Source organism: Bacillus sp. PPSBB_11 (assembly GCF_038023285.1).
Lineage (GTDB): Bacteria > Bacillota > Bacilli > Bacillales > Bacillaceae > Bacillus > Bacillus altitudinis.
In genome coordinates this window covers 1,404,740-1,424,417 of sequence record NZ_CP150633.1, presented here as the reverse complement: position 1 = coordinate 1,424,417, position 19,678 = coordinate 1,404,740, and the positions used below count along the sequence as shown (strand labels likewise).

The 19,678-nt window shown below is 41.0% G+C and carries 19 protein-coding genes; 10 read left to right on the top strand and 9 right to left on the bottom strand.

What is annotated here, in order from left to right:
• Positions 1 to 34 precede the first annotated feature (34 nt).
• The 3 genes from V7L95_RS07135 (at position 35) to V7L95_RS07125 (ending at position 2,196) form a co-directional block, all read left to right on the top strand.
• Positions 35 to 694 carry a hypothetical protein gene (locus V7L95_RS07135; protein WP_017368458.1) on the top strand — a complete coding sequence of 220 codons (660 nt, stop codon included), beginning with the start codon at positions 35 to 37 and terminating at the stop codon, positions 692 to 694.
• 149 nt (positions 695 to 843) lie between these two features.
• The gene (locus tag V7L95_RS07130) at positions 844 to 1,338 is read left to right on the top strand and encodes an RNA polymerase sigma factor (protein ID WP_035704097.1); all 495 of its coding nucleotides are present in this window, start codon (positions 844 to 846) and stop codon (positions 1,336 to 1,338) included.
• On the top strand, positions 1,339 to 2,196 hold the full coding sequence (locus tag V7L95_RS07125) for a DUF3298 and DUF4163 domain-containing protein (RefSeq protein ID WP_156061482.1): 858 nt from the start codon (positions 1,339 to 1,341) through the stop codon (positions 2,194 to 2,196).
• Positions 2,197 to 2,240: 44 nt separating this feature from the next.
• Here V7L95_RS07125 and V7L95_RS07120 read toward each other — a convergent pair whose 3' ends face one another.
• Complete coding sequence (locus V7L95_RS07120) at positions 2,241 to 3,170, bottom strand: manganese-dependent inorganic pyrophosphatase (RefSeq protein WP_340968653.1); 930 nt, start codon at positions 3,168 to 3,170, stop codon at positions 2,241 to 2,243.
• Between the two features lie 303 nt (positions 3,171 to 3,473).
• On the opposite strand from V7L95_RS07120, the gene V7L95_RS07115 reads away from it, so the two are divergent.
• The 3 genes from V7L95_RS07115 to rplI are packed head-to-tail and all read left to right on the top strand — an operon-like array spanning position 3,474 to position 6,867.
• A complete protein-coding gene (locus V7L95_RS07115) occupies positions 3,474 to 4,421 on the top strand; it encodes a YybS family protein (RefSeq protein WP_236810167.1) in 948 nt (315 codons plus the stop codon).
• Positions 4,422 to 4,441: 20 nt separating this feature from the next.
• Entirely contained in the window at positions 4,442 to 6,421 is a 1,980-nt protein-coding gene (locus V7L95_RS07110; protein WP_017359884.1) for a DHH family phosphoesterase, read from the top strand.
• Entirely contained in the window at positions 6,418 to 6,867 is a 450-nt protein-coding gene (gene rplI / locus V7L95_RS07105; RefSeq protein WP_007497423.1) for a 50S ribosomal protein L9, read from the top strand. The genes V7L95_RS07110 and rplI overlap by 4 nt, the downstream gene beginning before the upstream one ends.
• A gap of 40 nt (positions 6,868 to 6,907) precedes the next feature.
• Here the strand turns inward: rplI and V7L95_RS07100 are convergent, their stop codons facing one another.
• From V7L95_RS07100 to V7L95_RS07070, 7 genes are all read right to left on the bottom strand, one after another.
• Positions 6,908 to 8,122, bottom strand: coding sequence for an MFS transporter (locus V7L95_RS07100; protein ID WP_017359885.1), 1,215 nt, complete (start codon positions 8,120 to 8,122; stop codon positions 6,908 to 6,910).
• 22 nt (positions 8,123 to 8,144) lie between these two features.
• Complete coding sequence (locus V7L95_RS07095; RefSeq protein WP_008347524.1) at positions 8,145 to 8,288, bottom strand: YycC family protein; 144 nt, start codon at positions 8,286 to 8,288, stop codon at positions 8,145 to 8,147.
• Positions 8,289 to 8,306: 18 nt separating this feature from the next.
• Positions 8,307 to 9,095 carry an alpha/beta hydrolase-fold protein gene (locus tag V7L95_RS07090; RefSeq protein WP_017359886.1) on the bottom strand — a complete coding sequence of 263 codons (789 nt, stop codon included), beginning with the start codon at positions 9,093 to 9,095 and terminating at the stop codon, positions 8,307 to 8,309.
• A gap of 89 nt (positions 9,096 to 9,184) precedes the next feature.
• Positions 9,185 to 10,150 carry an iron-hydroxamate ABC transporter substrate-binding protein gene (locus V7L95_RS07085; protein WP_017359887.1) on the bottom strand — a complete coding sequence of 322 codons (966 nt, stop codon included), beginning with the start codon at positions 10,148 to 10,150 and terminating at the stop codon, positions 9,185 to 9,187.
• A 98-nt stretch (positions 10,151 to 10,248) separates the two neighbouring features.
• Entirely contained in the window at positions 10,249 to 11,874 is a 1,626-nt protein-coding gene (locus V7L95_RS07080; RefSeq protein WP_017359888.1) for an AraC family transcriptional regulator, read from the bottom strand.
• 209 nt (positions 11,875 to 12,083) lie between these two features.
• On the bottom strand, positions 12,084 to 12,965 hold the full coding sequence (locus V7L95_RS07075) for an alpha/beta hydrolase-fold protein (protein WP_206115897.1): 882 nt from the start codon (positions 12,963 to 12,965) through the stop codon (positions 12,084 to 12,086).
• A 498-nt stretch (positions 12,966 to 13,463) separates the two neighbouring features.
• Complete coding sequence (locus V7L95_RS07070; RefSeq protein ID WP_019743428.1) at positions 13,464 to 14,321, bottom strand: hypothetical protein; 858 nt, start codon at positions 14,319 to 14,321, stop codon at positions 13,464 to 13,466.
• 109 nt (positions 14,322 to 14,430) lie between these two features.
• Here V7L95_RS07070 and V7L95_RS07065 point away from each other — a divergent pair, with 109 nt between their 5' ends.
• The 3 genes from V7L95_RS07065 (at position 14,431) to V7L95_RS07055 (ending at position 17,578) form a co-directional block, all read left to right on the top strand.
• Entirely contained in the window at positions 14,431 to 15,387 is a 957-nt protein-coding gene (locus V7L95_RS07065; protein WP_206115896.1) for a DUF4885 family protein, read from the top strand.
• Between the two features lie 282 nt (positions 15,388 to 15,669).
• Positions 15,670 to 17,034: a replicative DNA helicase gene (gene dnaB / locus V7L95_RS07060; protein WP_003214779.1), complete on the top strand. Its 1,365-nt coding sequence runs from the start codon at positions 15,670 to 15,672 to the stop codon at positions 17,032 to 17,034.
• A 130-nt stretch (positions 17,035 to 17,164) separates the two neighbouring features.
• Positions 17,165 to 17,578, top strand: coding sequence for a VOC family protein (locus tag V7L95_RS07055; RefSeq protein WP_017359894.1), 414 nt, complete (start codon positions 17,165 to 17,167; stop codon positions 17,576 to 17,578).
• A 32-nt stretch (positions 17,579 to 17,610) separates the two neighbouring features.
• Here the strand turns inward: V7L95_RS07055 and V7L95_RS07050 are convergent, their stop codons facing one another.
• Positions 17,611 to 18,816 carry a cytochrome P450 gene (locus V7L95_RS07050; RefSeq protein ID WP_017359895.1) on the bottom strand — a complete coding sequence of 402 codons (1,206 nt, stop codon included), beginning with the start codon at positions 18,814 to 18,816 and terminating at the stop codon, positions 17,611 to 17,613.
• A 116-nt stretch (positions 18,817 to 18,932) separates the two neighbouring features.
• Here V7L95_RS07050 and V7L95_RS07045 point away from each other — a divergent pair, with 116 nt between their 5' ends.
• A complete protein-coding gene (locus V7L95_RS07045; protein WP_282706817.1) occupies positions 18,933 to 19,535 on the top strand; it encodes a TetR/AcrR family transcriptional regulator in 603 nt (200 codons plus the stop codon).
• Positions 19,536 to 19,678: the final 143 nt, after the last annotated feature.

Here is a 19,678-nt window from a genome sequence, read left to right as displayed (position 1 = left end):
TAATGAGTGAAAACTTTTATGAGGAGCGGACCTAATGATTCGATTACACTGCCTTCACGCACATCCATCTAATATTTCTTACATTGACGACGCTTTCTATGACACAGGATTTGATCTGCATCACATCGTCGATTCAACCTTTATGGAACGAGCCAAACAAGATTCCGCATTTGATCTTGAGCAGCAGCAAACCTATGCCATCAACAGACTCATGCAAGAAGGAGAGGCTGATCTTGTTTTATTAACGTGTACACAATACATTGCGGCTTTGGGGGAGCAGCAGCACCTGTTCAAACAACCAATTGTTCCGATAGATGAGCCGTTATTTGAGCAGATTTGTGAGCGAGAGGGTCCGCTTCAGCTGGTGTTTTCAAACCCAGATACAGTAGAAGGAACGATGAAGCGACTGTCTTCATATGTAAAAGAGCGGGGAAAGCAGTTGAAGGCAGAAGTGGTTGTGCTAGAGGATGTCTTTCATCTTTGCTTGAACGGTGATATACAAGCCTATCATGAGCGAATCATGGAACAGTTAAGGCAATCTGTGAAGCAGCAGCATGGAGATATTTGTGTGATGCAGCTCTCGATGGTTCACGCTGCAAAGCAGGTGGAGCAGGAAACAGGAGTGTCCATCATTCATCCGCTATCACCACTTAAACCATTTGTTTATCAAAAAATAACGGCTTTAAAAGAGTGAACCCGTCAGGTTCGCTCTTTTTGTATAGAAACGTAAATGGGATGACATGTTAAAAAAATAATGGAGCGCAAACTATTTTTAACAGGTGCGCGTCTATCCAATGTAAGAAATAACAGATGCGCATTTAAGATAAAGGAGCTCTTTGTAAAATGAAGAAACGAAAGATTGATGATCAATTTGCGGATTACGTAATGGAGCATAAACACAGTTTTTATCGATTGTCCTATAGCTATGTCAAAAACCCAGAAGATGCGATGGATGTCGTTCAAGAGGCGATTCATAAAGCACTCAAATCTGTTCACCGATTAGAGGATGCGACCAAGATGCATAGCTGGTTTTATAAAATCGTCGTAAACGCTGCCCTCGACTTTTTACGAAAGAAGAAGCGTGTGCAAGTGACAGACGATGACACGCTTGAATTTTTATCGCAGGGTGAATCGGATGTCTATGAGGATCAAGATGTCAGACGGGCGATAGAAGATTTGCCGGAGATGTATCGGGCCATCATTATATTAAGATTCTTTGAGGATTTAAAGCTAGAGGACATTGCTCATATTCTTGGAGAAAATGAAAACACCATTAAAACAAGATTATATAAGGCGTTGCGGCTTTTAAAAGTAGAATTATCGCAGGAGGAAATATAAATGGATAAGCATTTGGAGCAATTAAAAGAGGAATATCTAGAAATCCCTATTCCCCCGGAATACGATGCTATGGTTGAACGGACATTAAAACGAAAAAACAAGAAACCTCATTTTCAGAAATGGACGATCGGACTTGTTGCTGCGGCTGCTTTATTTGTCACCACTGTAAATGTCAGTCCGCAGGCAGCAAGAGCGATTTCAGAAGTACCCGTCATTGGAGAGCTTGTGAAAGTCGTGACGTTCACAGAATTTAAAAAGAGCGATCAAGGAACAAATATTGATCTCAAAACACCACACGTTTCAGGGCTTGGGGACGGAAAATTACAAGACAACCTGAATCAAAAATATTTAGCTGAAAACAAAAAGCTGTATCAAGATTTTGAAAAGGAAACAAAGGGTTATAAAAATGGTCATTTGAGTGTAGAGAGCGGGTATGAAGTAAGAACAAATAATGATCAAATTCTTTCACTAGGTCGATACAAGGTGACGACTCAGGCTTCTGCGGCAGAGGAAATGACATATGATACGGTGGATAAGAAAAACCATGTACTCATTACATTACCAAGTCTGTTTAAAGATGACCGTTATATTGATGTGATTAGTGAAAATATTAAAGAACAAATGAAGAAACAGATGAAAGAGGATTCAAATAAGATTTATTGGATGACGAAGCAAGATACGGTTGATCCGTTTAAGAAGATTCAGCCAGATCAAAGCTTCTATATCAATTCAAAAGGCAAACTGGTGATTTCCTTCAACGAATATGATGTGGCGCCTGGTTACATGGGTGTAGTTGAATTCACGATTCCAACAAGCGTGTTAAAGGATATTCTCGTCAGCGATATGTACATTCATTAAAAGAAGAAAAAAGACTGCTGAAGATGTCAGCAGTCTTTTGATGTTTATGAAGAAAGTGCGTCTGTTAGTGCAGGCACGACTTGTTTCTTTCTTGATACGACACCTTTGAGTAAAGCAGTGTTGTTTTCAAGTGTGACATTAAATGCTTTTTCTACTTTTGCTGCTTCAGCACCAAGGGCAAGCGCAAGAGAGTCATTTTCTAGAATGTCTGTGATCACTAAAACAAATAGATCAAGACCTTTCGCTGCGATAACTTCATTGATTTTTGCTTCGATGTCAGCTTGTCTTGCTGTTACTTCAGCAATATCAACTGTATTAACTTGTGCAATTTCGACTTTGCTGTTACCTAGTGCAAATTCTTTTGCATCCAGTGTGATTAATTCTTGAACTGTTTTTTGGCTTAGGTCAGCTCCTGCTTTCAGCATATCTAAACCATATACTTCAGGGTCTACTCCTGCGATTTTTGCCAGCTCATGGGCAGCATCAACATCCTGCTGTGTGCATGTTGGGGATTTGAATAGCAAGGAATCAGAAATGATCGCAGACAAAAGCAAACCAGCGATTTCTTTTTCAATTGTGACTTGGTGCTCTTTGTACATTTTGTTTAAGATCGTTGCTGTGCAGCCAACTGGCTCAGCACGATAGTAAAGAGGTTCACTTGTTTCAAAGTTGGCAATACGGTGATGGTCAATGACCTCTGTCACTTGTACTTGATCAATATCGCTTACACTTTGTTGGAATTCGTTATGATCGACAAGAATGACTTGTTTTGTTTCGTTTGTAGCCGTTTCAATGAAACGAGGTGCTTCTTGTTTAAAGAAATCTAATGCGTATTGTGTTTCTCCATTGATTTCTCCAAGTCTGACAGCTTCTGCTTGAACGCCAATTTTGTTTTTCAGATCAGCGTAAGCGATAGCAGAGCAAATCGTGTCTGTGTCAGGGTTTTTGTGTCCGAATACGAGTGTTTTTCCCATGTGAATTCTCCTTCTAACTTTTATTGATGATGTTTCTATTCTAACAGCTTTTGACCTTGAATTCAGGGTTTATAGCTAAGAATAATCTAAAAAATTGTAACATGCTGTCTGAAAAGTTGCATGTACAAGACGATCTAAGTTGTTCCACGTGAAACGTTCTTGGAATAGCCTGCATTTTACTTGCGATTTGCGGCTATGGTAAAATAAAGGTTGGGTCAAGATATGACGGAGCGTACATCGTACGTATACATAGAAGTACACATTGAGCAAGATATAGAAAAATGATTGGATTGAGGTGAAGGTGTGAAACAAACAAAAGCGTTAGTAGAAGGCGCTATCATGATCAGTATTTTTGCGGTAATGACGCTGTTTTATTTGTATGTGCCACTTTTATCCATTATTTTCTTCATGGCTGCTCCGATTCCGATCATTCTCTATACAATCAGGCATGGCTTGAAAAAAGGAATTGCGGCTGGCGCTATTGGCATAGTGATCAGCTTTTTAATTGGGTCTATTAATGGGCTGTTAAGTGCGCCAATGTTGATTGCTGTTGGAATAGGTATGGGTGTTTTCTACAGCAGGAGGCAGCCAGGTCAGGCTATTATTACGGGTGCGCTGATCTACTTATTCAGTTTTCTCATTTACTTTGTTGTCAGTGTCCAGCTGTTTCAAGTAGATATACTGGGTGTCGCAAAGGAATCAATTGACCAAATCATGCCCATGGTAGAGAGTACCTTAAAACAATCTGGCGCTTCTGATCAGGACATAGCAAAACAACTCAAGCAGTTTAGAGAGATGCAGGATACGGCATTAAATTCTTTACCTGTAGCGCTTTTGATTTTTGTCACGCTGATGTCTTTCGTCAATCATTGGTTTGTGCGGCCGTTGATCAAACGGTTTGTTCCAGACATGCCAGCTCTTAAGAAATTTAAGGATATGCGACTGCCAAAAAGCATGGTATGGTATTATTTACTCACACTGCTTTTGATGCTGATTCAGCCGGAGAAAGCCAGCTTTTTATCGCTCGTGCAAACGAGTGCTTTTCAAATTTTATTTATACTGGTGCTTATTCAGGGCTTTTCTTTTATCTTCTATTATTGCCACGAAAAAAACATCTCAAAAGTGGTACCCATTTTTGCCGTCGTATTGACGATTCTCTTTCCGCCAATCGGTGTGATTGTGCGTATTATAGGGATTGCTGACATAGGCTTTGATTTAAGAGAAAAAGTAAAAACAAATAATTCACTCTGAATGTTGAGGAGTTGATATCAGTGCCAAGCTTCTATCGAAAACCTGTCATCAAGTATCCGATCTTCGCGTTAATTGTCCTTGCGGTGATCACAGTCCTCCTCAACCTTTATTTTAATTGGATCATAGGAGCGGTTGGTCTTTTAGTCCTTGCGGGTGTGCTCTACTTTTTAAAGTGGGCAGATACGCAGGTACAAAAAGAGATTGATTCATATATTTCAACATTATCCTATCGAGTCAAAAAGGTTGGAGAAGAAGCATTAATGGAGATGCCAATTGGTATTATGCTGTTTAATGACCAGTATTATATCGAATGGACCAATCCATTTCTCGCTTCGTGCTTCCATGAAAGCACACTTGTCGGCAGATCCTTGTATGATACATTTGAATCCATTGTGCCTCTTATTAAACAAGAGGTTGAGACAGAAAATGTGACGCTGAATGACCGGAAATTCAAAGTCATTATTAAACGGTCAGAGCGCCTTTTATATTTCTTTGATGTCACGGAACAAGTGCAGATTGAAAGACAGTATGAAAATGAACGAACGGTGTTATCTTATATCTTTTTAGACAATTATGATGATGTCACACAAGGTCTCGATGATCAGGTGCGCAGCGCGATAAATAGTGAAGTCACATCGCTGTTAAACAATTGGGCGCAAGAATATGGCATTTTCCTAAAAAGAATTTCATCTGAACGATTTATGGCGGTATTAAACGAGAGCATCTTAGCAGAGCTAGAAGCGTCGAAGTTTTCCATTTTAGACGAGGTTCGTGAGAAAACAGGGGCACATAGCGCCACGCTTACCCTTAGTATTGGAATCGGTGCGTCTGTTCCTTCTTTAAAAGAACTTGGCGCACTTGCGCAGTCGAGTCTTGACCTTGCCCTCGGACGAGGCGGGGATCAGGTAGCGATTAAACAGCCGAATGGGAAAGTGAAATTCTACGGTGGAAAAACCAATCCAATGGAAAAACGGACACGAGTACGCGCACGGGTCATTTCACATGCTTTAAAAGAAATTGTATCTGAAAGCGGTAATGTCATGATCATGGGGCATAAGTTCCCCGACATGGACTCTATCGGTGCCTCGATCGGGATTTTAAAGGTTGCTCAGGCGAATGGAAAAGAAGGTTACATCGTCATTGATGCCAACCAGATTGGGGACAGCGTTCAACGCTTAATTAGTGAAATTAAGAATTATGAAGAACTTTGGTCCCGTTTTATCACGCCTGAGGAAGCGATGGAGCTTGCAAAGGATGACACATTGCTTGTGGTCGTAGATACACATAAACCGTCCCTTGTGATGGAAGAACGACTGCTAAATAAGATTGAAAACGTCGTTGTCATTGACCACCATAGACGTGGTGAGGAATTTATTCGTGATCCTTTACTTGTCTATATGGAGCCGTATGCTTCATCTACAGCAGAACTTGTGACAGAGCTGTTAGAGTATCAGCCGAAGAAATTGCGGATTAACATGATTGAGGCCACAGCACTTCTTGCTGGGATCATCGTGGATACGAAGAGTTTCTCCCTCAGAACGGGGTCAAGAACGTTCGATGCAGCATCCTACCTTCGTGCCAAAGGGGCAGATCCTGTCCTTGTGCAAAAGTTTTTGAAAGAGACAGTCGATCATTACATCAAACGGGCAAAGCTCATTCAGCATACAGAGCTGTATCAAAATCAGGTAGCGATTGCTTCCTTGCCGTCTGACAGATCTGAGTATTATGATCAAATTACGATTGCACAGACGGCTGATTCTCTCTTGTCGATGAGTGAGGTTGAAGCATCATTTGCTGTCGCAAGGCGAGATGACGATACGGTCTGTATTAGTGCAAGATCGTTAGGGGATATCAACGTTCAAATCATTATGGAAGCATTAGATGGCGGCGGTCATTTGACTAACGCTGCGACCCAGATTTATGGTATAACCATTGAAGAAGCGGTAGAGAAGTTAAAAGCTGCCATAGACGAATATTTCGAAGGAGGGGTTCAAAGATGAAAGTCATCTTTCTAAAAGACGTAAAAGGCAAAGGGAAAAAAGGCGAAGTCAAAAATGTAGCTGACGGATACGCTCACAACTTTCTCATCAAACAAGGGTTAGCTGTTGAAGCAACTCCAACGAACCTAAGTGCATTGGAAGGGCAGAAAAACAAAGAGAAAAAGAATGCCATCCAAGAGCTTGAGCAAGCGAAACAATTAAAAGAAACACTTGAGGCGCTGACAGTGGAACTCACTGCTAAATCAGGTGAAGGCGGTCGTCTATTTGGATCGATTACAAGCAAACAAATCGCTGATAAATTGCAAAAAGAACATCAAATCAAACTCGATAAGCGTAAAATCGAGTTGAATGATGCCATCCGTGCGCTAGGATACACAAATGTACCGGTGAAGCTTCACCCAGAAGTACAAGCAACATTAAAAGTGCACGTCACAGAACAAGCATAAACAGAAAAGAACCCGTCTCCTCGTGAGGCGGGTTCTTTGTTTATGATGGATCTGAAATATAGACGCTTCGTCCAGCACGCATACCGGATATAAACATGAAAAATAGGACGATGATAAAGATGATAATGGCTGGTGTCCATGTATGTGTCACATCAAAAAGGATACCGATCATGAATGGACCAACAGCGGCTAATAAATAACCGAGTGACTGCGCCATTCCAGAGAGGGCAGCTGCTTGTTCCATATTGGTTGTTCTTAATCCGATAAATGTGAGGGCAAGACTGATACTGGCCCCTTGTCCGACGCCGATGAATAGCACAGAGATGACAAGAATAGGCGTCGACCCTCCGAGAAGGAGTCCAATCATGCCGAGTAAATACACAAGGACAAGGCCGACGACAAGCGGTCTTTGCGTTTTTAATTTTTCTGCAAAGACGGGCGTTAAGAAGGTGGATGGCAGACCAGTGAACTGCATAATAGAGAGCATCCATCCCGCTGTCGCTAAGTTCATGCCATGTGATGTTAAAATATCAGGAAACCATGCGATACTGCTGTAGAAAAGGAATGATTGCAAGCCCATAAAAAAGGTCACCTGCCATGCGACACGTGAACGCCATATTGGCTGCTCTTTGAGTGAAATGCTTTTGACAGCCGCTGTGTTCTGATGAAGAAGCTGCGGCGCCCACACCATCATCGCAAGAAGGGCAAGTCCGGCCCAGACAAGGAATGATGTATTCCAGCCGCCAGGCATCGCATGACTGAGCGGAACACTGACACCAGATGCAAGTGCAGCAAAAACGGACATCGATGTCGTATACACGCTTGTCATTAATCCAGCATGTGCAGGGAATTTATGTTTCACAAGTCCAGGTAAAAGCACATTACAAATCGCAATCCCGACGCCGACTAGCGCCGTTCCTATCATTAAAAAGGTGATGCTGCCAAATGAACGAATGACAATCCCAAAGAGCAGGACAGCAAGCCCAAGCCAAAGTGTTCGTTCATTCCCAAGACGTTTTCCGATTTTAGGTGCAATGGGAGATAGCAATGCGAATGAGAGCAGTGGTAATGTCGTGAGGAAACCAGCAAGTCCATTTGAAAGCTGTAAATCAGAACGAATGGCACCGATCACAGGACCAACAGACGTAATGGCTGGCCTCAGGTTAAAGGCAATGAGTAAAATCCCAGCAATCAGCAAAATGGTTTGCCCTGTACTGCGGGGATGAAATGTTGATTTTTCTAGTTGTTGTTCCATGAATGTAAACTCCTTTATTTCTTTAAGAACGATCTTTCTTCTGTTCAAGCTCCGCTAATTTAGCTAATAAGATGTGCTGCGGCATATGCATGATTTGCTCTAACGGTACATTGAGTGATGCAGCAAGCTTTTGTGCGGTATCGGCTGAGATTTGTAAAGGTCTCATGCGCAAATCCCTCCTCTTTCAATCTATACGTTCCAATATACCATATCGACTTTGTGACTTGCTGATAAAAAATTTGGGTTTTCTTTTATAAAACCACTTGATGGCCGATAAGAAATTTTTTTGAAATTGTTTCAGATGGTGGCCCTCTCCTTGTTCAAGGTGAAAGTGAAGCTTTCGTTCCTGCATCCCTTTCTGTAATAAAAGATCATGGAGTTGTTTGTTGAATAAAGGCATGTGCTGTTGGGCCGATGTTTTGCCTTTCCCTTCTTCACTGCCTACAGACAAATAGACAAGGTGGTCCACAGACTGAATGCTTTGTTGTTTAGCAAACGGTAGAAAATCTTGATACCAAAATGACCCAGAGATAGATGCGATATGTTGAAAAAGGGTAGGGTGCATCAATAGGGTATAAATAACAAATAGTCCACCTAATGAAGCACCTACGTGGCTATGTTCATGACCGGTCTGTTTAACTGGGTATTCTCTTTTGATATATGGAAGCAAGTCATTTGCTAAAAATGACACATATGTCTGTGCCTCACCTTTAAAGTCAGGGAATCCAGAATGCAGTGCTGATGCCTTCCAGGGTGTATATTCGTCAAGTCGATTGAAGGGGTGTATACCGACGATGATGATTGGCGAGATGGTTTTGGCTTCAATCATGCTTTCGATCTCTAGCAGGTGGGTTCTAAACAAAGAAGAGCCATCTTGTACAAAGACAGCTGGAACATCAATAGAGGTGTCTGGTGGAAGGTAAATATCAAGCTGACGCCCGTTCAATTCGTCATATAGAAACGTTCCGTTCATGTGTATTCTCTCCTTCAAGTTTTCAAGCTCCGCTGAAAAGAAGAACAAAGGACTAAAATGTTTAGCCCTTTGTCAAGATGCGCATCTTTTTAGTTGGTTTGATCTAGCCATTTGACAGCCTGATCAAGGAAGGTGGTTTTGCTTAGTGCTGTTCCTCCCTGAAGCATAGGATCAACGACATTTTCATTGATGTGTCCATTTTTCACAGCTTTTAGGCTGTTCCAAATTTTATTTCCCTCTAAGTCCTTCAATGCATTTGGATTCGATGAGTTTTCCTCTTGGGAGAATTGAACAAAGATATAATCAGGATTGAGTTCACCTAGGCGTTCCAATGAAATCATTGCTTGTGCTTTGGCTTTTTTGATATCACTTGGTGCTGTAAATCCTAAGTCCCCATATAAAGTAGAGTTGAAGTATACGTCTTCAGGGTACACGTACAGGTCGCCCTGTCTAATGCGTAAAATGACAGCTGTTTTGTTGTTGCTTTTGTCTTTCAGGGTTTCTTTCGCTTGTTTGAGATCTTTCTGATAATCAGAAATGATGCTTTTCGCTTCTTCACTTTTTCCAGTCAGTTCACCGAGTAATAAAAGGTTGCTTTCCCAGTCGGAAGAGACATGTGATACTGGGATCGTCGTTTGAACTTTATCTAGTTTTTTAATTGTTGCAGGCGGGAACTTGGTTGATCCGAGTATCACGTCTGGTTTTAGTTTTAAGATTTTTTCTAGGTTCGGTTCTGTTTTTTCCCCAATGCCTTCTGTTTTTGCTGTAATGTCTTTAAATAATTCAGGGAAAGTGCCGCCGACAGTAGAAGCACCAATAGGCTCGATACCAAGTAGTTTTGCATCTTCCATCGATTCTAGGCTTCCAGCAATGACGACTCTTTTCACTGGTGTTTTGAGTTTGTACGTTTGATCTAAATATTTGATGTTTGTTTCTGCTGCTTCAGCTGACTTGCTTTTGGTTGTGTTTGAAGCCGGTTTATTTTCTGCAGCACCACAGGCTGCTGCGGTGATCGTCATGATACAAAGGATAAGCAATGCGAACCATTTTTTCATTTGTTTTCTCCTTTAACTGATAATTGTTCTCAATTAAAGATTGTAGTAGTCATTCGTCCTTTTATCCATAGACAATGATCTGTCTAGTGATGGACTTTTTACGGAAAAAAAGATAAAAGGTCCTGAATGACTCGTTGATGACTGGCTGCTGAGTATTCACGCCAAGGGTCAGAAGCGAGTGGATAGACGGCTTGTTGCGTCACAGCCTTGAGATTTTGCCAAGCCTCCTGTTGCTTTAACTTTTGATAAAAAGCAATGGTTTTTGGTTCTTTATGCAACAAGAGGAAGATGGCATCTGGGTCTAACTGCTGTATAGATTGAATGCTGATTTTTTTTTCTATTAGCTGTCCATCATTCTGAAAAGCTGGTAGAAGGCCAATGTCATGAAAAATTACTTCTGACATGGTGCGATTGACAGATAAGTAGAGCTGATCTTGAAAGATACGAAGAGGCAGGACGGTTCTTGGTGGATGATCAATAAGGCATGCCTTTTTCGCTTGAATGACGAGTTCTTCGTAATGAAGCAGCCATTCTTCTGCTTCCCTCGTTTCGTTTAAGAACAGAGCTGTTTGTCTGAATTGAGCGCGCCAATCCAATTGTGTGAATGGAACAAAGTGAACAGGACAGATGGTTTTCAACGCTTGTTTTTCTTCCTCTGTCACATGATCATTGGCAATGATCAGCTCAGGTTGTGCTTCCTTCAATTGCTGTAAATTGGCTTCAGCGTGCTCGTTGATACGATGTGCACTCAGATGAATCGGAATTTCTTCTGCATAATGCTCAAAATCATGTGCTGTCCATTTAGGGTGAAGAGGGGCAGCATATGGGATGATATGAATGGGTGTGAGCTGACCGAGTATGGAATGGCCATAGGCAGCCATTTTCCGTTGACGGCTTTTCATATAAGCAGAAGGAGTGATACCCGTTTTTTTCTTAAAGATACGGCTAAAGTAATAGGGGTCTTGATAGCCGATGTCCTGTGCAATGTCTTTGAGTTTTGCATGACCTTTCGCCATGAACTGTTTGGCTCTAGCCAGTCTTTTCTTGGTGATATAATCAGTGACACTCACATCAAAATGCTTTTTAAATAGCTCGCTGTAATGATTGGCGCTGATACCAGCCATATGAGATAGACTTGTAAGGCTGAGAGGTTCTTCGGAATGTTGATCGATATATTGTTTTGTTTTGAAAAGGGCGTGTGTTGTGTCACAAATGTCTTCTTTATGCAGTGTGAAAAGCTGCAGGATGAGCTGTTGAAAAAGGGTTTGGCTTCTAAAAAAGCTAATGGATTCAGGTTTTTGCCATTTTGCTGTCATGTCGGACAGTAAAGAATGAATGTGTTCAATCGAGCTAATATCGATAAATTGCCATACATTCAGTAAAGATCGGGCTTGTTCAGTTGATACTTCTTCTATGCTTTGACCTTGTGGCGTGTACATCTGAAAGCGAAACAGATAGAGCTCGTGTTTTTGATGTGGCTCTGTTTTCAACATAAATGTTTCCCCAGGCATCATCGTATAGAGTGTCAGATTTTTCAATCGCCATCTTTGATCATTCAATGTAAGTAAACCGCTGCCGCTTATGTTAAAGAGGAGGCAGAAAGTATCTGAAAACTGCTGCTCCGTATGTGGAAGATCTGCATTATTTATTTTTTCAGTATATGTTAATCGATAAATGCATTGTTCAGCATTTACCTTTGTACATAATTGATGATTGTTTCCCATAAAACCACCTGATCTCTTATTAATTGATAAATATTCTCAATTGAATTGTATCAGAAAGAGCTGGAAAATGGTGTGTTTATTCTGTCAAAAAAGCACCCTGATGGAGATCAGGGTGCGTAGGGTGTAGAGAAATACTTGCATTCGTTGTCCGTCCTGCGCCTGTGATAAGGGCAATCTTTTGAGATAGATCACTATATTTCGTGTGTTCACTAGCTTTTTTTCATGTCTGTGGTTGTTAAAGGATCATCATGATAGAGTGCAAAACGAAAAGCATAATTCATCAGCACCGGCAAAACGGACGTATGTCCTTCTTCAGGGAACTCGTGATAGGCAGTATGCAAGCCGTATGACGATAAAGGCAACATACGATTTGCTAGTGAATTGGCATGATCATTCATTTGACATGGATGATGTTTTTCTAACTCACCTACACCTACAAGCAGCCTGACATCCATAGGCACCTGACGTATATAGTTGGTGAATAGGTGTTCTTTTTCTAGAAATAATTTTTTGTTCCAGTGGATAGAAGGGCTCCCTGCAATATATGTCTGATAAGCATCAGGGTGCTCAAATAGTGTGTGTAATACAAAAAGACCGCCAAGAGAATGCCCAAACAGTGTTTGACGACTTTGGTTGATCGGAAAGCGTTGTTCGATATAGGGCTTTACCGTCATTTCTAAAAAAGAAAAGAAAGTAGAAGCGCCGCCATATGTATGGTTGGAGAAGTCCTTTCTTTTCCTCCCAATGGAAGCATCAGGGGCGGTAAGAGTGAGATCATAATGCCTAAGCGGATGATAGGATTCTTCTGTTTGATAGCCAATTCCCACAATGATGGCAGGTATGATTCCTGTTTTTTCAGGTCTTCTTGACTGTAAACGAATGGCTTCGACCATTGTGCCAAAAAGCGAATTTCCATCAAGTACGTACATGACTGGAAAACCAGCCGCTGGAGGAGTAGCATTCGGTTTAAATATAAAAAGTCTGTATGGGTGTGCTGTGATATCCAGTTGCTCCGTCCCAGGTATAAAAAAGGGGCGGCTTTCTCCGAAAAGTGAATTCTCAGTACCCATTCCTTCAGGGTGTTTCAACATATATAAAAATTCCCTTCCTCAAAATGATCCTCATATGGTGATAAAAGCACACTTGTGAATATTGGTTGGATGAGAGTATTACTTGAAAACTTCAAATGAAAATGATTCTCAATTATCATGTGAGCACACCAAATAATAATAGTTATTAATTATAAAGTCAAATGTTCATAAAGTTATATAAATGTTAATTTTGCCCAATTCATTGGTGCGGCCTGCTCTGCTTCTATATTTTGCGTCGGCAGCCGGTCATCGAGAAGTTCTGCCATACCAAGCACCGTCCTTTCATACAAAAATACACTACTCTTCTTTTTAACATTTTCATTCATAACAAAATGAAATGGTCAGTCGGGGTTCTGCTAGAGAGCGTGTTGAAAGAGGAGGGGCTGTTTTAAAAGTGGCGAAATAACATATAACATCAAAAATGAGGCAATAAAAAAAGTAAGGGATGTGCCCTTACTTTTTGATCAATTGGTGTACATATCTGTTAACATCATTCACTTAAAATCCATCTGTGACATCATATTCGTAACGGATATCGGCTTTGACATTGCTCATAGTAGATCTCGCGGTAGCTTTTGCGTTGTACTTAAAGCTCCATTTTTGAGCGACTCTTAATTGATCATCCAGAGATATACGATAAGAACCACTTGTTGCAGAGGAGAAAAGTGATTGATACCAAATGTTACTATCACTAGCCATCAGTTTGTGTGTGACATTCCCTTGGTTGGGTGTTTGAGTGCTAGTTGTCGTAATGGATTTAACTACAGCGCGTTTAGGCACTGTGGAATTATTCGTTAAATCCATTGTAATGACTGAAGAGTCAACTCCTAAAAAATTTAAAGAAGAATTCCCCAAGTTCGTAGCAGTCCCTGTAAAATTGAATGTCCCATTTCCAGATTTAATACGATCTTGAATGGAAACAGTAAAATACATGTTACCGGTATATGTACCACGGGTTACTTTCACAAAATAAGTTTCTGAAGTTGAAGTCACGTCACCAGTATTTGCAAAAATAAAAGGCGTTACTGAATCAGGATTTATAACTTCGGATCCTGTCCTAGAATATTTCGAATTATACACCTCGATATTCATCCCTGTATATTGCTTATTATACGAACTTCTGACATAAACTCTTTCCCCTTTATTGATCGTAAACTGATAATACGCTTCATTTTCACCTTCAGGTAAGATTGTCGTGTCTGAACGACTGTTTTTCCAATATCCCATTGAACTTGCAGTGTTAGGACTGTTATTCCCTGTAATAGCTGCTTCCGCTGAAGTAGGTGCAAAAAAACTAGCAACAAGCGCCAATAATAATGCTGGTAATAATAAACGTTTAAAGATAGTATTTGTCATATATTAACCCTCCTTGTAATAATTACTATATCGACATTAAACTAACAAATTTTAACTGAATTGCCGATATATTTAATAATCACTATTTTCTTAAAAAAGGAGAATCAAAATGAATATTAATACGTCGTATACAGCCAGTTCTTCGAACAATTTGAACCAAATAAACTCTAAAGGTCAATCAGCTATTAAAAGTACAAACGAAGTGATGACCGAATCTGATAGACGAATGAAAATATTAGATGAAAAATACGAAAAAATAAATGAACAAAATAAACGATTCAAAGATCCTCAGAGTCATATATATGATAAGTATCGAAATCCATACTCTTCTTATTTCAGAAGTGATCTAACTAAAGTGGAGAGAGAAGCTGCTTATACGATGGAAATGAGTTGGGCAAGGAATAATAAAGGTGGACAATATGACTTCAATGATGCTATTTTCCGTAATGAAAAACGGTACGATCCTACCCAGGAAAGTGTAGAAAAGAAACTATTAAATCGTCAAAAGGTGAACGAACAACTGCAAGCTTTGTTTTCTACCAATGGTTTGAACATTCCTAAAAATGCTAATTTAACTTTTACCATTGACCCCAATCATTTTAAATTAGTGGTGAGTGGATCAACAGACGAAACCCTGGTCAAACAAATAGAGGACATATTGAATACGAGCAACAATACAAGAGAACTATTTTTTCATATTATGAAAAGTAGAAATGATGATTCGACTCAATTCACGCCGGATTCACTTGCAAAGTTCCACCTTGTCAATCAAATCAAAACGGTGACAGGCTACAACTTAAAAGATTTAAGTATTGTAAACGGTCAATTTGTAACGGAAAACGGAGCAAATATTTTTGATATCTACAAAGAAGAACTCCTGAAAAATCCATACACAGCAGAAAATGCCCGTATTGCTGCATCACATTATGGTGCACAGCTCTTTGACTTAGCCAAAAACGGATATGATTCTATTCCCGATTTGGTGTTATCTATTGGGTATGAAAACGGGTCTTTATATGACATTGGACAAAAGGTGAATTACGGAGTTAAGAAAACGATAGATTAAAAAACGCACCTGATATTTTCAATATTTGATCATGTGCGTGTTCATGCCATGTTGGAGTATCGATCACATGTGTGAACAACAGCTACAAATTCCATTAGCGATACAAAGGACTCTATAACAATTTATGTTACAGAGTCTTTTCTATTTGAAGTGTGTTGTTTCGCTGTTCAACAAAACATCGACATGGTAATTTTGACTATAGTTGATGTTTTTCACTTTTTTATTGATGAAAATGTTAAAATGATGAGTAGCGTATTTTTTTATGAAAGGACGGTGCTTGGCATGACGGAACTTCTCGATGACCGGCTGCCGCCGCAAAATATAGAAGCCGAGCAGGCCGTATTAGGTGCTGTTTTTTTAGAACCATCTGCGCTAACGCTCGCTTCTGAAGTATTAATTCCAGAGGATTTCTATAGAATGTCGCATCAAAAGATTTACAATGCGATGCTTGTACTTGGTGATAGAGGGGAACCGGTTGACCTTGTCACGGTGACATCAGAACTTGCCAATACAGACTTACTAGAAGAGGTAGGCGGGATTTCGTATTTAACCGATATTGCGAACTCTGTCCCAACTGCCGCAAACATTGAATATTATGCAAAAATCGTGGAAGAAAAATCCATTTTAAGACGTCTGATCCGTACAGCGACAACCATTGCACAAGATGGATATACGCGTGAGGATGAAGTAGAAGATCTATTGAGTGATGCTGAAAAAACCATTATGGAAGTGGCTCAGCGTAAAAACTCAGGAGCTTTCCAAAACATTAAAGACGTTCTTGTTCAGACATATGATAATATTGAACAGCTTCATAATCGAAAAGGTGATATCACTGGGATTCCAACGGGTTTCTCAGAGCTTGACCGGATGACAGCTGGCTTCCAGCGAAATGACTTGATTATTGTAGCGGCTCGTCCGTCCGTAGGGAAAACAGCCTTCGCGTTAAATATTGCCCAAAACGTCGCGACCAAGACGGATGAAAGTGTCGCCATCTTTAGTTTAGAGATGGGCGCTGAGCAGCTGGTCATGCGTATGCTTTGTGCCGAGGGAAATATCAATGCACAAAACCTAAGAACCGGTAACCTCACAGAAGAGGACTGGGGTAAGCTGACAATGGCGATGGGTTCGCTATCAAACAGTGGGATTTTCATTGATGATACACCTGGCATTAGAGTCAGTGAAATTCGCTCGAAATGCCGCCGTTTGAAGCAAGAAAACGGGCTTGGCATGATCCTGATTGACTACTTACAGCTCATCCAAGGGAGTGGACGATCAAGCGATAACCGTCAGCAAGAGGTATCTGAAATTTCTAGGGCTTTAAAGTCACTAGCAAGAGAACTTGAAGTGCCGGTCATTGCCTTATCACAGCTTTCTCGTGGGGTAGAGCAGCGTCAGGACAAACGTCCGATGATGTCTGATATTCGTGAATCAGGAAGTATTGAGCAGGATGCCGATATTGTGGCGTTCCTTTATCGTGATGATTACTATGACAAAGAATCAGAGAATAAGAACATTATTGAAATTATTATTGCGAAACAGCGTAACGGTCCAGTTGGAACGGTGTCACTGGCATTCGTAAAAGAATATAACAAATTCGTCAACTTAGAAAGAAGATTTGACGATGCGGGTGTTCCGCCCGGTGCTTAAAGCCCAGCTCAAGAAGCTGGGCTTTTTTGATCCATCTACATCGAAAGAATGACTGAAAAACAGTCGGAATGAGGAGGAGTGGTAGAAAAAGAGAGCGTATACTAAAGGGAGAGAAAAGGAGTGATGACTGATGAAGTTTCAACAATTCGAAGCCGCTCAATTACGCATCGCACGTCCGACCGTCAACATGAAAGAGGTTGTTTCTTTTTATGAAGAAGGTTTAGGGCTGAAACGAATAGGCTCATTTGATCAGCATGAAGGGTATGATGGGGTCATGCTTGGGCTTCCTCACCAGCATGTTCATCTGGAAATCACCAAACATGAAGAAGACGAAAGCTTGCCTGTTCCCCACCCAGAGCAGCTGCTTGTATTCTATATTCCGGATGAAGAAGAATTTCAGCAGATGAAAAAGAGACTGATCGCATTTGGCGGACGGCATGTCACCTCTACGAACCCGTACTGGGATCGAGGAGGCGTGACGATTGAAGATCCAGATGGATATCGAGTGGTGCTCATGAATACAGAAGGAATTACACCTGATTAAGAAAGACTCCCATCTCGTGGGAGTCCTTTTTGTTATGATCGAGGCGTGACACGGAGTTTTAGCTCTTTTAGCCCATACATACCGCTGCTTGTCATTGGGACGTAAGAGAGAAGCTCTAGTGATCCATATCGTGACTGTATGGCTTTGATGGCAGTGCATGCTTCTAGGCGAGCAAGTGGTGCGCCTAGGCAGAAATGAATGCCGTGGCCAAAGCCAATATGGGGATTAGGGTGCCGGTGTATATCGTACTCATGTGCGTTTGGAAATTGACGCTCATCCCGGTTCGCAGAAGCAAGAAAGACAATCACACTGTCTCCCTTTTTCAAGACTTTTCCTCCAAGTTCGGTGTCTTCTGTGACATACCGGACGATGGTAGGCGCAGGGGCACGAAAACGGACAGCCTCCTCCACAGCACGAGGAATGAGGTCAGGTGATTGAGCGAGCGCTTCATACGACCCCGGATTTTCTAACAAACTAAAGATCATATTGGAGATCAGGTTGGTGGTCGTTTCGTTGCCTGCTAACAGGAGAAGATTGCAGAAAGGAATTAATTCGTCTGCGGACAGCTTATCTCCATCTTCCTCCGCTTGGATTAAAAGCGAAATCAAATCCTCACTAAGGTTCTGCCGCTTCTCTTCAATGATGTCAGCAAAAAACGCCATCATGTCCGCTTCGCTTTGATCCCGTGTTTTTTGCCATTCAACGACATCTTTTTCATGTTCACTTTTAGGCATGCTGACGAGAATATCGGACCATTCTTTAAAGGATTGTTTATGTTCTGTTGGCACACCTAAAAGCTCTGCAATGACTATGACAGGAAGCGGATAGGAGATGTCTTGAACAAGATCAATCTCTTCCTTACCTTCTATTTGTGCAATGAGATCATCCATTAACTCTTGAATGCGTGGTTCCCACAATTTCATCACCCGGGGTGTAAAGGCTTTGCTCACAATGGAACGGATTCGTGTATGTTTTGGCGGGTCCATCATGACCATTGTTTTCATCAGTGAATGTTTCCGGTGGTCTTGAGGAGGTTGACTAGAAAAGGTATCTTTATCGATGGTGACGCGCTTTGCTTCTTCATAGGTGAAGACACTCCATGTTTGGCTGTGTTCATCAAAATGAACAGGGGATTCTTGACGCATTTTGGCGTACCAATCAAATGGGTGATACGGGTCCTGCTTATTTTTCCCTCTTAATAACGCTTTCTGAACGGCACTAGGTGTTGTTGTTTCCATGATCATCACTCCTTATGGGTTGTCAGATGATTCCTTTTTTTCACTGTGTTAGATTTAAAGGTAATTCATCAGGAGAAAGGATTCAACCAACAGAAAAGAGAAATCTGTTGAAGAAAATGGGAAGGGGAGAGCGGCTTGTGGCGGACTGCTACAGAGGGGATAAGCGCACAACTGAATCAAAGCAACAATTAAGAAAAGCGTTATTTCAGTTATTAAAGGAGAAGGAATGGGGGAAGATTTCTGTACAAGATTTGACGAACAAGGCAGGAATCCATCGCACCACCTTCTATCAGCATTATGAGGATAAGTTTGACTTAGCTCAGCAGGTCATGGATGAGATGTTTGATGTCATGAAAACCGCTATTTTTGCTCCTGTACATGAAAGTGAGTGGAAGAGCGATCATGCAGCATATGTGTATATTTATCGCTTTTATCAGCATTTGCAGGAACATGAAGAGGAGTATCAGATTCTCTTGAAAAGGGGAAGAGAGCTTAATATTCATCAGACGGCCAGTGCTTTTTTTGAAGAAAGTTTTACTTTGGGGCTAGAAGAAGTCACAGGTTCAACACCTGATCCACAACACGTTCCTCTCGAGATGCAGAAGCAATTTGTCATTTCTGCTTATGTTGGAACAGCTGAGTGGTGGCTGAGAAAAGGTAGACCATACTCACCCGACTTTATGGCAAGTTCGATGATTCAATTGATTGAAAATCACTGAACAAACGGAAATGAGAAAAACAGTAATTTTGATCGAAATCTCCTTGTTTAAGCGTAGAATGAGCAATTAAAGCGCTTTTCCTCACATGTAAAACGAACAAAATTTGATTTCAAGATATTAATGTTCGGATTTCACGTTGACTT

Bases quoted from the DNA above. Each gene is read 5' to 3' on its own strand.
- V7L95_RS07125 (WP_156061482.1), top strand. From the start codon at position 1,339: ATGGATAAGCATTTGGAGCAATTAAAAGAGGAATATCTAGAAATCCCT.
- V7L95_RS07050 (WP_017359895.1), bottom strand. From the start codon at position 18,816: ATGGAAACAACAACACCTAGTGCCGTTCAGAAAGCGTTATTAAGAGGG.
- dnaB (WP_003214779.1), top strand. From the start codon at position 15,670: ATGACGGAACTTCTCGATGACCGGCTGCCGCCGCAAAATATAGAAGCC.
- V7L95_RS07055 (WP_017359894.1), top strand. From the start codon at position 17,165: ATGAAGTTTCAACAATTCGAAGCCGCTCAATTACGCATCGCACGTCCG.
- V7L95_RS07120 (WP_340968653.1), bottom strand. From the start codon at position 3,170: ATGGGAAAAACACTCGTATTCGGACACAAAAACCCTGACACAGACACG.
- V7L95_RS07070 (WP_019743428.1), bottom strand. From the start codon at position 14,321: ATGACAAATACTATCTTTAAACGTTTATTATTACCAGCATTATTATTG.
- V7L95_RS07065 (WP_206115896.1), top strand. From the start codon at position 14,431: ATGAATATTAATACGTCGTATACAGCCAGTTCTTCGAACAATTTGAAC.
- V7L95_RS07045 (WP_282706817.1), top strand. From the start codon at position 18,933: ATGGGAAGGGGAGAGCGGCTTGTGGCGGACTGCTACAGAGGGGATAAG.
- V7L95_RS07080 (WP_017359888.1), bottom strand. From the start codon at position 11,874: ATGGGAAACAATCATCAATTATGTACAAAGGTAAATGCTGAACAATGC.
- V7L95_RS07085 (WP_017359887.1), bottom strand. From the start codon at position 10,150: ATGAAAAAATGGTTCGCATTGCTTATCCTTTGTATCATGACGATCACC.
- V7L95_RS07100 (WP_017359885.1), bottom strand. From the start codon at position 8,122: ATGGAACAACAACTAGAAAAATCAACATTTCATCCCCGCAGTACAGGG.
- V7L95_RS07090 (WP_017359886.1), bottom strand. From the start codon at position 9,095: ATGAACGGAACGTTTCTATATGACGAATTGAACGGGCGTCAGCTTGAT.
- V7L95_RS07135 (WP_017368458.1), top strand. From the start codon at position 35: ATGATTCGATTACACTGCCTTCACGCACATCCATCTAATATTTCTTAC.
- rplI (WP_007497423.1), top strand. From the start codon at position 6,418: ATGAAAGTCATCTTTCTAAAAGACGTAAAAGGCAAAGGGAAAAAAGGC.
- V7L95_RS07130 (WP_035704097.1), top strand. From the start codon at position 844: ATGAAGAAACGAAAGATTGATGATCAATTTGCGGATTACGTAATGGAG.
- V7L95_RS07075 (WP_206115897.1), bottom strand. From the start codon at position 12,965: ATGTTGAAACACCCTGAAGGAATGGGTACTGAGAATTCACTTTTCGGA.
- V7L95_RS07095 (WP_008347524.1), bottom strand. From the start codon at position 8,288: ATGAGACCTTTACAAATCTCAGCCGATACCGCACAAAAGCTTGCTGCA.